Genomic DNA, 13,146 nt, shown 5'->3' on the forward strand with positions numbered 1-13,146 from the left:
TTCGTCAGATACGAGGGAGCAGTATCACATAAGAAGATAAATGGGAAAACACAAAGGAGATTATAACCGATGAGTATGAACGAAAATTTGTCTGAAGAACAAATTTTGGATCAGTTGTTTGAAGCGGCGGAACGTCTGCCAGAAGAAAATGTGCGTATCCAGCGTCTGGATCTGCTGCTCACCTTGCGTGGATTGACGTCCTCCAAAGTGGATCAGATTCGCGAACGTTGTACGATTCGCAAAACGACAAAAGGCCGCACCGAGGAAAAGGTGGATACCGAAACGTTTAATGCCCTGCTGATCTCCGAGGCCACGGTGAAAATGAGTGTACGCGGACTGGAACTGTCCGGTTGGGGAGACAACCGCATCACAGGACGGATGAAATTGTCTGGTGGGGAGCAAGCGGTGCGCCGTATGTTGCTGGCTGGTGAACTGGATGCGGTTGGTGACAAAGTGCTTGAACTGTCTGGCTTCGGCGTGGAGATTGAAGACCTAAAAAACTGATTCACTCCGGCGGGATGACCACGTTCCTATATCATATGTGGGTCCGACATCATCTTCGTCCCGGAGAGTTCTGGTCTTTGCCACGTGGCGAGCGCTCGTTGTTGCTTGCGTTCTCGGAAGAGGAGATGGCGGCGCTAAGTGCTCAAATGAATCGATAAACACAATAGGCAGGAGGTGAAAAAATGGCAGAGTTGATTATTGGGTTATCCGAGTCCAATACACAAATGAAAACGACGCTTCGATACCTTGATCAGATTCAACGCTCTACGGATCGCTTGAACCGGGTTCGTTATCAAGGATTGATCAAAGTAAACAATGAGCTGAGAATGACTGGTCGCAGACTGGAAAGTATCTACAGCACCGCAGTACGTTTGAGTCGATTGCGAATCACACCGAGGATTGGGTTGGATGATCAGCTAAGTCCGGCTTTGGATCGTGCATTGATCAAACTGAACAGCTTCCGTAATCAGCTAGTGAAGGCTTCGGGAACGGTATCGGTCGAGGTAAAGCAAAAGGTTGAAGTTGCGATAGGGAAAATGACGCCGGCGAGTGCCTCCTCTATGTCCGTTGTTATTGGGAGCAATAATACCAATACAACGATTAATAATGTGGCGAAAGAAGAGGATAAGGCATGGTGGGAAAATGTCGACACATGGTTGAATATGGCTAACAATGCTACCGATTTATTCGGTAAGGGTATAAAAGTGAAAGAATGGTGGGCTAGTCGAAAAGATAAAAAGAACAAAGCTGCTAATCCCAGTGCAAGTACGGAAGCTGCAGAGGGTACAAAACGGAATCGTCGCATTCGCTCCAGCTCCAGTGCAGGGGGAGAAACTTCTCAAAATACAGCTACTCGCAGAGTGGGCGGTGGAAGAGGGCGAAGAGGCGGGGGTTCCAGAGCTTCTATTCCAGCATCTGTGCCAACTCCCAGTGTAGCCGATCTTGTCACAGATACGTCAGACCGAACATTCAGAGAATCCTTGGATATGGAGAGAAATCGAAACCGTAGAATCGGCGGCAGAAGATCCAATCTAGTTTCTGGATTTATGTCCTCTGCGCCAATGGGAATGCCTGATCTCTTTTCGGGAGATGGCATGTTAGGCAAGTTGGGTGGTGGCTTTGCCAAATCGGCCAAGAGATTGCTTGGTCCAATCAGCATGTTGGCGGATGTCGCTAATATCGCCAATTCACCTGCCGAGGAAAGAGGCCGTGCTGTGGGTAACATGATTGGCGGAACGGCGGGTACGGCGATTGGTAGCGCCATTGGCAGTTTTATTTTGCCGGGGATCGGTACGGTTATTGGCGGTGCAGTTGGTGGTTGGGCTGGTGGTGAAGTAGGAGGCTGGATTGGTGATAAGGCCAAGGATATCGGTAACTTTGTATCCAATGCCTCGGAAGGGTTAGGTAACGCGTTATCGGGTGCTGCTGACTTCGTCTCTGAGAAAACAAAGAGTCTCACGGAGGGGATCTCTAATTTCTTCGGTTTTGGTTCGAACAAAGAAGAGCAGACCACTCCGGCTGCAACAGTCGCTTCAACACCTTCCGTACCTCCGGCACCGCAGATGCCGCCACCATACAGGCCAGAGTTTATATCGATCACCGGACCCGAAGCCTATATGAACAATCGATTTGGTTCATCAACGGTTGCGGGACATGCAGGAACAAGTCTGATGCAATCCCAAGCGATGGCGCTGAATCAAACGGAGCAGCAGAGCGGTAAATCATCACCGCTCACAGTGCATATTTCGGAAGAGCAGATGGGCAGTCTGGCGGGCTACCTTAAGGATTTCAAAACGGAAACGACGAATCAGATCGCTGTAAATATTGCGCCAGGTACGGTACAGGTGACTGTTCGTGAGAACGCTATTGATTATGACGCAGTTTCTCAACAGGTGGGGCAACGGATTGCAAGTGAGTTCCGCCGCGCGATGCAAAATCGCAAAACGATTATGGCCTAAGCAGAAAGGAGGCCGCAGATATGGCTGTACTTCAAGATGAGGTTCATACAGCGAAAATGGAATTTACGTTGAAAGACGGCAGTACTTCGTTTCAATTCCCCGTGAATCCGGAAGAAGTCAACATTTCCAGGTCCAAAGGGTACGAAACGATTAACATGCTGGAGCATGGCGAGTTTGATTTTGCACAAGGGGAGAAGGTGAAGGAGATCACCTTCTCTTCTTTTTTTCCAAAAGAATATGACGAGTCCTATTGTACGTTGACGGACATTCCTGATCCACGTGTGGCGATGAATGTGCTGAACACCTTCCTCATCTCCAAAAAGCCGCTGCGTTTCATCATCTCCGAAACCGGAGTGAATGTACCCGTGTTTCTGATTTCGCTCAATTCGAGCTTTCGCGGCGGGGAGACGGGCGATATTTATTTTGACCTGACCTTGCGAACCTGGCGTGATTCCAAAGTCGAGAAGGTGGGTTCGGGCACTGCTGCGAGCAAGTCCGGTTCTCGTACCGATCTGAAAAAAAGTAGCAAGACTTATACCGTCAAAGCCGGGGATTCCCTGTCCAAAATAGCCAAGCTGGAGCTTGGAAACAGTTCCAAATGGAACGAGATTTACAAGCTTAACGCCAAAATCATCGGCAGTGATCCGAACCGGATCAAGCCGGGGCAAAAGCTGGTGATGCCATGACCTACAAGGTCATTGTCGATGATAAACATGACATTACCAAGCTGGTGGAGACCATTACGCTGAAGGATTCGCTCGACCAGATCGCCTATCAGGCGAACATCCGGCTGGCAGTATCGGCATCTTCCGGTCTTCCTGCGATTTCACCGGGCATGGCGGTACGGATCAGCGGGGTTCCTTTTGGCGAAAAATCGATGGTGCATCTTCTCCATCCAGCGGTCATTTGGGAAGCGGAAAGCTCCAATAGCGGTACCAAGCGTTTGTCCCTCACGGTCTACGACCGAATGATTTATCTTGAAAAATCAGAGGATGAATTCCTGTTTCCCAAGGATCAGACGGCAGCACAGCGGCTCAAAGCGTACGCCAAGGAATGGAAAATTCCTCTGGCTGCTCTTCCGGAGATCAAGACCAAACTGGGTAAGGCTGTCTATCGGTCGCAGACGATTTTTGCGATGATGTTTGCCGATTTGAAAGAAACGGCCAAGTCCGGGGGAGATATGTACCATCCGCGTATGACGCCAGGAGGGCTGCAATTGTTCAAGGTAGGCAGTAATACGAAGGTACACTCGCTGGATCGGCTTATCGATCTGACGCAGATGCGGACACTCGAAGGCGCAGTCACGAAAGTAAAGGTGATGGCAGCTTCTGACTCCGGTGGTAGTGGCAAAGAGGTACCTTCCAAAGTGCTGGCGATTGAGCAGGGGGATACAGAGCAGCTAGGCACGTTGCAAAAACTGATCGAGGACGATCAGGTAAAAACAGCCGCCGCCGCGAAGAAGCTGGCAAAAAGCAAGCTGACAGGCATTCAGGAGACGTTTACAGTCTCGGCGCCGGATATCAATACGATTCGCGCCGGGGACGCGGTCACCCTGAAAGGCCTGAAGCTGATCGTCATGTCTGTCAGCCGGGATCTGTCAGCCGGGCCGGGAACGATGGTGCTGGAGCTGGGCACGGCGGAGCTGGTGAAAAGGAGGTTTTACCTTGAATAAAGAAGATCCGTACGGGCAGTTTGCCGATGTGATGCGGGGAGCGATGAGCACGCATTCCCGTCAGGCCGTGAGCGGTCTGGGCGCAGTGCTGGGTACGATCACGACGTCCGGTGTGAAGCTGGATGACTTCAAGCACGAAGTGCAGGACTATCTCGTGGCCGAGCTACCGGGCACGCTAGGGTTACCGGAGCGCGAGCAGGCTGGCGCGATTTCCGGGATATCTGACGTTGCAGACGGCGGTACGACGGGCACGGGACGGTTTCTTTTGCAAAAAGGGGAAGTGGAAGAAGCGGTCTGGTCTTTGGGCAAAGGATTGAAAGCCGGGGATCGCGTGCTGGCGATGCGGGTGAATGGCGGTAACGATATTGTGGTGATGTGTAAGGTGGTGAGTGCGAATGCCTAGTTTGTTTCCGGAAACGGGTATGGTCTGGGGAGATGAAGAGAACCTGTCGGGTGCGGCTTCGGAAGAAGTACGTTTTGGGCGAAGCTGGCGCTATGACTACGATGCTGGTGATTTTGTGCTGACCCCCAGTGGTAAAGTGGCTACGGCAGATGCGCATGAAGCGTGGGTGCAGTGGTGTATCAAAGCGGTAAAAACCCCGCGGTACAGACATGTGATCTATTCTCGGGACTACGGCTCGGAACTGGAGGATCTGGTCGGTCAGGGGGATAGCCGTGGTGTAATGGAAAGTGAGATTGCCCGAATGGTGACGGAAACGCTGCTGGTTGATCCGCGTACGGATGCGGTGGACCAGTTTACGTTTGATTGGGACCGGGAGCAGTGTGTGTTTACGTGCCGGGTGATGAGTGTGCAGGATGAGATGTTTATTCTGGAAAGTGAGGTGATCTGACGGGATGGCTGAGATTCCGCGTTATTTGGAGGACCAGACGGAGGAACAGATTATGCAGCGTATGCTGGATCGTCTGCCCGCGGATCTGGATAAGTCGGAAGGTTCGTTTTTGTGGGATGCGGAAGCTCCGGTAGCTTTTATGCTATCCGAGGCGGCGCTTTGGGCGCAGGAGCTGCTGCGGCGTGGATTTGCCAGTACGGCGGCGAGCCGTGATCCGAATTTTCGTTCGGAGGAACTGGATTTGCGAGCAGGGGAACATGGCATTACACGCCGGGCAGCTGTGGCAGCCCAAGGTACCGTGAAATTCACGGGTGAGCCGGGGAAAGTCGTGCCAGCAGGTACGGTTGTAGCTACGCTCGCAGATGAGGTATCCGGTGAAGCGTCGTTGGAATATGAAACGGTGGGCCGTGTGGAGCTGGATGAGGAGGGTCTGGGGAGTGTAGGTGTGCGTGCACTTGTTGCTGGAAAAGAGAGCAATGTACCCGCAGGTACAGTAACCGTGCTGTCTACACCTGTAAACGGCGTGACGTCTGTGGTGAACACGGACGTCATCAAGGGTGGTTCGGACATCGAGGCGGATACCGCGCTGCTGGAGCGCTTTTATGCCAAAGTCCGCAATCAGGGAACAAGCGGCAACAAAGCACAGTATGTGCAATGGGCGAGTGAAGTGCCGGGCGTCGGGGCCACGCGTGTAATTCCATTGTGGCAGGGGCCGGGCACGGTCGGGCTGTATCTGCTGGATACGGACAAGCGTGCTGCGGGATCTGATCTGGTGGCGGCAGTGCAAAAGTATGTTGACCCCACGCAAGATGGACAAGGTGAGGGCGTTGCTCCGGCTGGACCTGTGGTGACGGTGATGCCGGCAGAGGAAGTGCCGATGAACATTCAGGTGAAGCTGACACTGGCAAGTGATGCCACGCTGGCAGATGTCCGGGCATTAATCGAACGCGGGGTGACCGCGTATTTGAAGCAGCTTGCTTTTGCTGACCCACTTGTTCGTTACACGCGCATTGCCGCGATCCTGCTGGACATCCCGCCGATTATCGACTATTCGGAGCTGACCGTGAACGGTGTAAGTGACCAGAATATCGAGATGACCGCCAGCCAAGTGGCTGTGCTGGGGACGGTGGATGTGCATGAGTAATGCTGGAGTAGAGGTGAGGCATGTTGTAGATGCTGGACTGACGAGTGAGAAGGGCCGGGAGATGTTCTCCTATTTGCCGCGGTACTATGAGACTTCCCGTGTCATGCAGGCCGATATGCAGGCCAAAGGTGCGGAGATGGATCTGCTGTATCAGGCTCTGAATGAGACGTTGGAGCAGTTTTTTGTCCGCACAGCGACCTGGGGGCTGGATTACTGGGAGCAGGAGCTGGGCATTGAGACAGATCGTCTCAAACCTGTGGAGCAGCGGCGTGCTGTGGTGGAGTCGAAGCTGCGCGGAGCTGGAAAGTTTTCGGGTAGGCAGGTTGCTAACGTGGCTGAGGCCTATGCCGGGGGCAAGGTTGATGTCAATTTTCAGCCAGAAGCATGGAGCTTTACGGTGAGCTTTGTAGATACAATGGGCATTCCGCCTAATATCGATGATCTCAAACGAGCCATAGATGAACTAAAACCGGCCCATATGGCTGTGGAATATAAATACCGTTATTTGGTTTGGGACGACCTAGACAACAAACAGATGACATGGGATGAACTCGATGCCGCGTCCTTGACGTGGAATGAACTGGAGGTGTGGGCGTAATGCCACAGGAAACGAATCGATTGAAGTTACCCCTCCCCTTGGGGAATGAGAATGTGACTCGGGAGAGTATTAACGGAATTTTTGAAAAGATTGATGCGGGTGTTGCGACACGTGAATCCATCCTTATACCTGCGGAATCGGATCTTAATAGCTATATTACAGAAGGGGAATATTATTGCCCAACGAATGCCACAGTAGGAACTTTAGCTAATTCTCCAGTAGGAGTAGCCTTTCATTTGACTATAGAAAGACATGCTGGTGTAGTCCAGACTCTAACAACCTTTGAACCGAGTAACCTACAAGTTTTTCAAAGGAACTACTATGTCGGATGGGGGCCGTGGAAAAAAGTACCTACAAGGGATGAAATTCAACAGCTGCAGGAGGATATCCTAAATACAGCCATCCCACCTGCATCATTGACTGAACCGGGGATAGTACAGCTGTCCAACAAGACGGACGGCACGTCCGAGACGGTGGCGGCGACGGAGAAGGCGGTGAGTGCAGCTTTTCAAGCTGGAGTTGAGCGAAAAGCGGAAGTGGTTGCCGCGCTTAACTCCGTCGGCGTATCAGCAACCACAAATGAATCATGGAATAAACTTATTCCAAAATTATCATCAATAATTCTTGCAACAGGAAATGTAACAAGTGATGACGTAATAGCTGGTAAAACGTTTAGCAATGCAAAAGCAAATGGCTTAACGGGTACTATTCCTGATCGCGGAACTGGTGGGACAGTTGTACCAGGGGTTGTGGACCAAATTAAAGCGGAAGGACGCTATACGACGTCAATTATAATTAAAGGTGAGCCTAATCTTATAGCTGGGAATTTGCCTAAAGACAAAACGTTTTTTGGTGTAACAGGGGCTTTAGAACGTATGACTACATCTGAAAAACAAAGCATAGCGAATCAGATAACAGCTAAAGGTGTACGGGCAACGACCAGTGATTCGAATGCTGTACTTGCCCAAAAAATCAGTATGATTGAAACTACAAAATATACTCGAGGTAGCACTTATGCTTCTGAGGGAAGAGTTAGTGTTAGTGGGATCGCATTTAGACCTAAAATAGTCAAAATGTATGGTCGTTATGCTAATGATGATAGCTACTTTACTGCTTGTTTTCTCTTTGATGAACCTATTCATAGTCTCTATGGTTTTATTACGCCAGATACCGCAATCAATGGGGGCATTACCTCAGGAACGGGTCAGATGCTTAGAGAGAACCGGATTAACAATAATGGGTTTAGCATGACTATTTATTTTTGGCAATATAATCAGATTTTTTGGGAAGCTTGGGGATATTAAATAACACGATATCTTATCATTGTCGAACAGATGATATTTTAAGTATAGAGTGGGGACCAGTAACAAAGGAGTGAGTCATTACTACAACCAAAATGACCAACTCCATCCCATAAACAATATCAGGTCACTTTCCGAATACCTCAATCAATCCTGACACAGGCACATTCTCGCCAAATATCAGCGATCAGTTCGTACAGTCTCACATCTAAGAGATTTGCTGGGTGGATGAAAAACATTCCAGAGGACTTGCCAGACAAGCTCTTTGAAGCACTAGAGACGATTGAAGTAAACGGAACACCTTATCGTGCAACGGAGCTGCGATGGAAAGCGTGGGGAAAGACACCCAAACTTTGGGTGTATTACACGATGCGAATCATCAAAGTGTCGGAGTCTTCCAGTCCAATGCAGCACTTGGAACAACAACCAACTTCTTTGATATAAACATAACAGAATGAACCTGTTTAAGTAGAAAGGAATAGGAAACTCACTTGCGATGTACAACAAGAAAGAATCTGATGGGGAAGAACCTTGAAGTAGGAAGCAACATAAGGTTACAAATACAAACACTTTCAACAATATATGAAAGGATATGGTTAAACCTGTTCATAACTAGATGAATCAATCAATTAAGGAGGTGAGAAACCATGGAGCGATGGGATACCCTATGGAAATGGGGAATTGCACTCATGAGCAGCTCGGCCTCCTATTTCTTTGGAGGTTGGTCTGGGGTGCTCGGTGTGTTGCTAGTCTTCGTCATCTTTGACTACCTGACAGGCATCGCGGCAGCAGGGATGACGGGCAAGCTTGAAAGTAATGTTGGCATGTTTGGGATCGCGCGAAAGGTATTTATATTTGCAATGGTATCGGTGGCTCATCTGGTGGACGGTGTTCTGGGAGACGGACATTTGTTCAGGGATGCGGTCGCCTTTTTTTATATCGCCAATGAGTTGTTGTCCATCATTGAAAATGGGGGTAAGCTGGGTGCTCCGATTCCGCCAGCCATTCGGCAGGCGATCGAGGTGCTGAAGGGGAAGGGAGGGGCTGGGGGATACCCCGGCACCTCCCCAGATCCTGCCAAGGATTCTTTTCCTCGTAACGAATCGGATGAAACAGAAACAGAGCCAACGAAAGATAATGTGAAGATGTCTTAAAACTTCAATAGGGGACACGCACACAAGCAGCTTTTAACCCGTCCGCATTAACTATATATAAACAGAAACTAGCCGCATAAAGGGTGTGAGAAATTTGCAAAATAGAACCCCGGGCAACACGCAGGGCATTGATGTCTCCAGGTACCAGGGCAATATCGACTGGGCCAAGGTGAAGGCAAGCGGCATGACCTTTGTGTTTATCAAAGCAACCGAAGGGCGGACATATATCGATCCGAATTTTCAGAAAAATGTAACCGGTGCGCTGGGGGCGGGCATGATGGTCGGAACCTATCATTTCTTCCGTGGAACGTCCGTTGAGATTGCGAAGGCGGAAGCCGCACATTATGCCAATACGCTGAACCAAATCGGGGGCGCCAAAACGCTGCAATTGCCACCGGTTATGGATTACGAGAACAATCCCGAGAATCTGAGCAAAGCCCAGATGAATACGGTGGCCAAAGTCTTTTTAACAGAATTGCAGCGTCTGACAGGTGTGAAACCGATCATATATACAGGCAACTCGTTTGCAGCCAATTTCGATACTTCTTTGGGTTCCTACGATCTATGGATCGCACGATACAGCAATACACGTGTGCCTAATGATCAGCCGGCTTGGAAGCGCTGGACGTTCTGGCAATATACGGACTCGGGCAAGGTGAATGGCATCAGCGGCAATGTGGATATGAATGAATTCGAGGGAACAGCGGCACAGCTTAGAGCGAGATATGCAGCGGCAACGCCAAACCCGAATCCTACGAATCCTACGAACCCGACAGAGCCAACCAATCCGACTAATCCTGGCAACCCATCGAACCCGACCACACCTTCGAACCCTTCCAATCCGAATTCGCCAACTGTACCACCGAAAGGGGGCGAACCGATGACAGCCGAAGAAAAAGCCGCGTTTGATGCGCTCAAAGCACAGGTTGACCGTTTACAGGCACGTCAGTTGATGGAAGTACCTGTCTGGGCGAAAGCTGCTGTAGATGCCGCACTGGCCTATGACCCCAAAAATCCGCTTTTCAGTATCGATAATGGAGCGAGCTACGATTTTTATCGTTTTATCACCGTGATGCACCGTAGAGGTTTGTTTAAAAAGTAAGTCGGATCAGGATTTGAGTTGACTGTGATTTACACCATAACGGAGAGGACAGAAAAAATCTGGGGGTAACCGCTACTATCCAGGTGATTCTGTCAGCGGAGTGCTCCGAGTAAGCAGTTCGTTTAACTAATAGAACTGATCTAAATGTATGGCGTGAAAAGCGAGGAACACGGGCGATTATTGTCGAGTTGTGTTCCTTTTTTGTACATAATGTCATTAATTCTAACGCGTGTTATAAAGTTGAAGACGTATGTCTGTAAATCCCTTGTCTATTTGGTAAATGTGATGTAAAGTAAGTTACACGAAAATGTTTTTCACCACGATTTAATACACAAACCTCCTCATCATGACAAAACCATAACATAGAAAGTTATTGTAGCGTCGATCTATTCTATTCTCTCTTTCTTTTTCTACTCACAATTCTACTATTAGTCTGACACTCATGAAAAAGCTACGTGATCGCAGACGTATCCGTATGTGTTTATCCGACATGCCACTTTAAATGTACATGTTCTTATCGTTTATCTTTTACTCCGCCAAGAGTGATAGCTGGCGCTTATTGACCTTCGTTCAAATAAATCTATCATTCCATGATCTCATGGTATATGCTCCAATTCTGTAAATCTGTGTTGTTCTTTTGTATGTTCTGCAAACGGGCTCACTCTTTTTGCCAAAATCGTTTTACCACTTCTCAACACTCTCACACAGGTATCAGAGGCATTTAAAGCCTTTATAGATGATACAAGAATTTAAAGAATTACAACCAGGGATTATCTGATGACTAGCTATTTGTTGAACGATTCATTTACACAAAAACGGAGAGGACAGAAAAAACTGGAGAAGCGAAGCTAAAAGCTTTCTGCAAGAAAGCTACATCGGAAGAATAAGCTTCGCCTTTATCACCGGATTTTATCTGAGGACAAAGAGAATCAAAAAAATCTGGGGATAACAGCGATTGAAAGTTGTTCTGTCATCGGAGTGCCTGTGTAAATCAATTTTAGTTCAAATTAGATAGCTTCAGCATCGCCACCACATCATCGCACACACTGCCAGAGTTGCCGTTTTTTCACGCAATCATCACACACATTATGAGACAGGGAAGGGTGTTGTACGTATGCGAATGAGAAAAAAATGGATGTCCGGTTTACTGACTTTGGCACTGAGTACCGTACTTGTGTTATCTGGTTGTTCCAGCAGCAAGGAAGGCGGAGAAAATACGCCTGCACCTGCGGAAGGAAATGATCCTCCTACAGAGGCGGCTGCCCAGGATACGATGATCATGGGACGTGGCGGAGACTCGGTTGCGCTTGATCCTTCAATTGTCACGGATGGGGAATCTCTCAAGATTGGGCATCAGGTGTTTGATTCGCTTTTAGATTACAAGGAAGGTGAAACCGAAGTTGTTCCGGCACTGGCTGAGAGCTGGGAGATTTCAGCGGATGGACTGAAGTATGTGTTTAAGCTGAAATCCGGGGTGAAGTTCCATGACGGAACTGACTTTAACGCGGATGCCGTTGTATTTAATTTTAATCGCTGGAGTGATCCGGCAAGTGAATATAAATTCGAAGGCGATTCCTTCGACTACTATGATTCCATGTTTGGGCCAGAGGGGAGTCGGGTGATCAAGGAAGTGAAGGCGCTCGATGAATCGACAGTTGAGTTTACCCTGAACCAACCACAGGCTCCTTTCCTGCAAAATATTGCGATGACCCCGTTTGGCATAGGAAGCCCGGCCGCGATTCAGGAGAAAAAAGAGAATTTCAAAAGCGAGCCTGTAGGTACTGGGCCATTTGTATTCAAAGAGTGGAAGCGGAACGACTCGATTACACTGGAGAAAAACGCAGATTACTGGAGGGAAGGTTTCCCGAAGCTAAACAAGGTGATCGTGCGCTCCATCCCGGATAACACCGCTCGTTTCAATGCATTGCAGAATGGCGAGATTGATATTATGGAAGACCTGAACCCGGATGATCTGAGCATTCTTGAGAGCAATAGCGAGCTGCAGAAGATCGAACGTCCACCGTTCAACGTGGCGTATATCGGATTTAATTTCAAGAAAAAGCCATTTGATAACGTGAAAGTCAGACAAGCCCTCAACCATGCGGTGAACAAACAAGCCATCATCGATGCGTTCTTTGCCGGACAGGCGAAGCCTGCGGTGAACCCGATGCCACCAACGCTGTGGGGTTACAATGATGAGATTGAAGATTACGCCTATGATCTGGAAAAGGCAAAAGCATTACTGGCCGAAGCCGGCTTCCCTGACGGATTGCCTGATCCGGTAACATTTTATGCGATGCCGGTATCCCGTCCGTACATGCCAGATGGGAAGAAGGTAGCCGAAGCGATTCAGGCTGATTTTGAGAAAATTGGTGTCAAAACAACGATTGAATCTCCCGAGTGGGCGACCTATCTGGAAGATTCCAAAGCCGGGGAGAAGGACGATCTCTACATGCTCGGCTGGACAGGGGACAACGGTGATCCGGACAACTTCCTGTATACGCTTCTGGACAAAGACGCCATTCCAGGTAACAACCGTAGCTACTACGTAAACGAGGAACTTCACACATTGCTTACGAAAGCACAGACAGAGACGGATCAGGACAAACGTGCCGAACTGTACAAACAGGCTCAGGTCATCATCAAGGAAGATGCACCTTGGATTCCGCTTGTGCATACCACACCGATCCTGGCCGGGAAAGCGAGCCTGAAAGGATTTGTAACTTCTCCGCTGGGAACCGAATCGTATGTGGGAGCTTATTTTGAATAAACATTGGTGAGAGAACGTTGCTGCAAAAGTATATAACCGCAAATATAACGCGCTGGCGGACATGGCTTGCTTGGCAGAATCTGCATCCGGTA

The 13,146-nt window shown here is 49.0% G+C and carries 13 protein-coding genes; all 13 read left to right on the forward strand.

All coding sequences use genetic code 11. The annotated features are described in order from the left end of the window. Window positions 1–69 precede the first annotated feature (69 nt). The gene (locus AB4Z30_RS11225; protein WP_090918338.1) at window positions 70–504 is read left to right on the forward strand and encodes a phage tail assembly chaperone; all 435 of its coding nucleotides are present in this window, start codon (window positions 70–72) and stop codon (window positions 502–504) included. A 182-nt stretch (window positions 505–686) separates the two neighbouring features. Further along, window positions 687–2,462, forward strand: a complete 1,776-nt coding sequence (locus tag AB4Z30_RS11230; protein ID WP_441926225.1) for a hypothetical protein — start codon at window positions 687–689, stop codon at window positions 2,460–2,462. A 56-nt stretch (window positions 2,463–2,518) separates the two neighbouring features. Next, window positions 2,519–3,148 (forward strand): LysM peptidoglycan-binding domain-containing protein, encoded by a 630-nt coding sequence (locus AB4Z30_RS11235; RefSeq protein WP_441926626.1) that lies wholly within the window; start codon window positions 2,519–2,521, stop codon window positions 3,146–3,148. Then, the gene (locus AB4Z30_RS11240; RefSeq protein ID WP_441926227.1) at window positions 3,145–4,134 is read left to right on the forward strand and encodes an XkdQ/YqbQ family protein; all 990 of its coding nucleotides are present in this window, start codon (window positions 3,145–3,147) and stop codon (window positions 4,132–4,134) included. The genes AB4Z30_RS11235 and AB4Z30_RS11240 overlap by 4 nt, the downstream gene beginning before the upstream one ends. Then, entirely contained in the window at window positions 4,127–4,537 is a 411-nt protein-coding gene (locus AB4Z30_RS11245) for a hypothetical protein (RefSeq protein ID WP_441926229.1), read from the forward strand. The genes AB4Z30_RS11240 and AB4Z30_RS11245 overlap by 8 nt, the downstream gene beginning before the upstream one ends. Further along, a complete protein-coding gene (locus tag AB4Z30_RS11250) occupies window positions 4,530–4,985 on the forward strand; it encodes a DUF2634 domain-containing protein (RefSeq protein ID WP_441926231.1) in 456 nt (151 codons plus the stop codon). The genes AB4Z30_RS11245 and AB4Z30_RS11250 overlap by 8 nt, the downstream gene beginning before the upstream one ends. 4 nt (window positions 4,986–4,989) lie before the next feature. Beyond that, window positions 4,990–6,129 carry a baseplate J/gp47 family protein gene (locus AB4Z30_RS11255; protein ID WP_441926233.1) on the forward strand — a complete coding sequence of 380 codons (1,140 nt, stop codon included), beginning with the start codon at window positions 4,990–4,992 and terminating at the stop codon, window positions 6,127–6,129. Next, the gene (locus tag AB4Z30_RS11260) at window positions 6,122–6,727 is read left to right on the forward strand and encodes a YmfQ family protein (RefSeq protein ID WP_441926235.1); all 606 of its coding nucleotides are present in this window, start codon (window positions 6,122–6,124) and stop codon (window positions 6,725–6,727) included. Before AB4Z30_RS11255 ends, AB4Z30_RS11260 begins: the two co-directional genes overlap by 8 nt. Next, window positions 6,727–8,031 (forward strand): tail fiber protein, encoded by a 1,305-nt coding sequence (locus AB4Z30_RS11265; protein WP_441926237.1) that lies wholly within the window; start codon window positions 6,727–6,729, stop codon window positions 8,029–8,031. The genes AB4Z30_RS11260 and AB4Z30_RS11265 overlap by 1 nt, the downstream gene beginning before the upstream one ends. A gap of 225 nt (window positions 8,032–8,256) precedes the next feature. Continuing rightward, window positions 8,257–8,472, forward strand: a complete 216-nt coding sequence (locus AB4Z30_RS11270; protein ID WP_441926239.1) for a hypothetical protein — start codon at window positions 8,257–8,259, stop codon at window positions 8,470–8,472. 203 nt (window positions 8,473–8,675) lie between these two features. Further along, the gene (locus AB4Z30_RS11275; RefSeq protein WP_441926241.1) at window positions 8,676–9,182 is read left to right on the forward strand and encodes a phage holin family protein; all 507 of its coding nucleotides are present in this window, start codon (window positions 8,676–8,678) and stop codon (window positions 9,180–9,182) included. A gap of 85 nt (window positions 9,183–9,267) precedes the next feature. Further along, window positions 9,268–10,284: a glycoside hydrolase family 25 protein gene (locus AB4Z30_RS11280; RefSeq protein WP_441926243.1), complete on the forward strand. Its 1,017-nt coding sequence runs from the start codon at window positions 9,268–9,270 to the stop codon at window positions 10,282–10,284. 1,120 nt (window positions 10,285–11,404) lie between these two features. Next, a complete protein-coding gene (locus AB4Z30_RS11285; protein ID WP_441926628.1) occupies window positions 11,405–13,054 on the forward strand; it encodes an ABC transporter substrate-binding protein in 1,650 nt (549 codons plus the stop codon). Window positions 13,055–13,146 lie beyond the last annotated feature (92 nt).

The organism is Paenibacillus sp. 2TAF8 (genome assembly GCF_052114825.1).
GTDB lineage: Bacteria > Bacillota > Bacilli > Paenibacillales > Paenibacillaceae > Paenibacillus.

Excerpts from the sequence above, each read along its gene's own strand:
- AB4Z30_RS11225 (WP_090918338.1), top strand. The coding sequence starts at position 70 with ATGAGTATGAACGAAAATTTGTCTGAAGAACAAATTTTGGATCAGTTG.
- AB4Z30_RS11230 (WP_441926225.1), top strand. The coding sequence starts at position 687 with ATGGCAGAGTTGATTATTGGGTTATCCGAGTCCAATACACAAATGAAA.
- AB4Z30_RS11235 (WP_441926626.1), top strand. The coding sequence starts at position 2,519 with ATGGAATTTACGTTGAAAGACGGCAGTACTTCGTTTCAATTCCCCGTG.
- AB4Z30_RS11240 (WP_441926227.1), top strand. The coding sequence starts at position 3,145 with ATGACCTACAAGGTCATTGTCGATGATAAACATGACATTACCAAGCTG.
- AB4Z30_RS11250 (WP_441926231.1), top strand. The coding sequence starts at position 4,530 with ATGCCTAGTTTGTTTCCGGAAACGGGTATGGTCTGGGGAGATGAAGAG.
- AB4Z30_RS11255 (WP_441926233.1), top strand. The coding sequence starts at position 4,990 with ATGGCTGAGATTCCGCGTTATTTGGAGGACCAGACGGAGGAACAGATT.
- AB4Z30_RS11260 (WP_441926235.1), top strand. The coding sequence starts at position 6,122 with ATGAGTAATGCTGGAGTAGAGGTGAGGCATGTTGTAGATGCTGGACTG.
- AB4Z30_RS11265 (WP_441926237.1), top strand. The coding sequence starts at position 6,727 with ATGCCACAGGAAACGAATCGATTGAAGTTACCCCTCCCCTTGGGGAAT.
- AB4Z30_RS11270 (WP_441926239.1), top strand. The coding sequence starts at position 8,257 with ATGAAAAACATTCCAGAGGACTTGCCAGACAAGCTCTTTGAAGCACTA.
- AB4Z30_RS11275 (WP_441926241.1), top strand. The coding sequence starts at position 8,676 with ATGGAGCGATGGGATACCCTATGGAAATGGGGAATTGCACTCATGAGC.
- AB4Z30_RS11285 (WP_441926628.1), top strand. The coding sequence starts at position 11,405 with ATGAGAAAAAAATGGATGTCCGGTTTACTGACTTTGGCACTGAGTACC.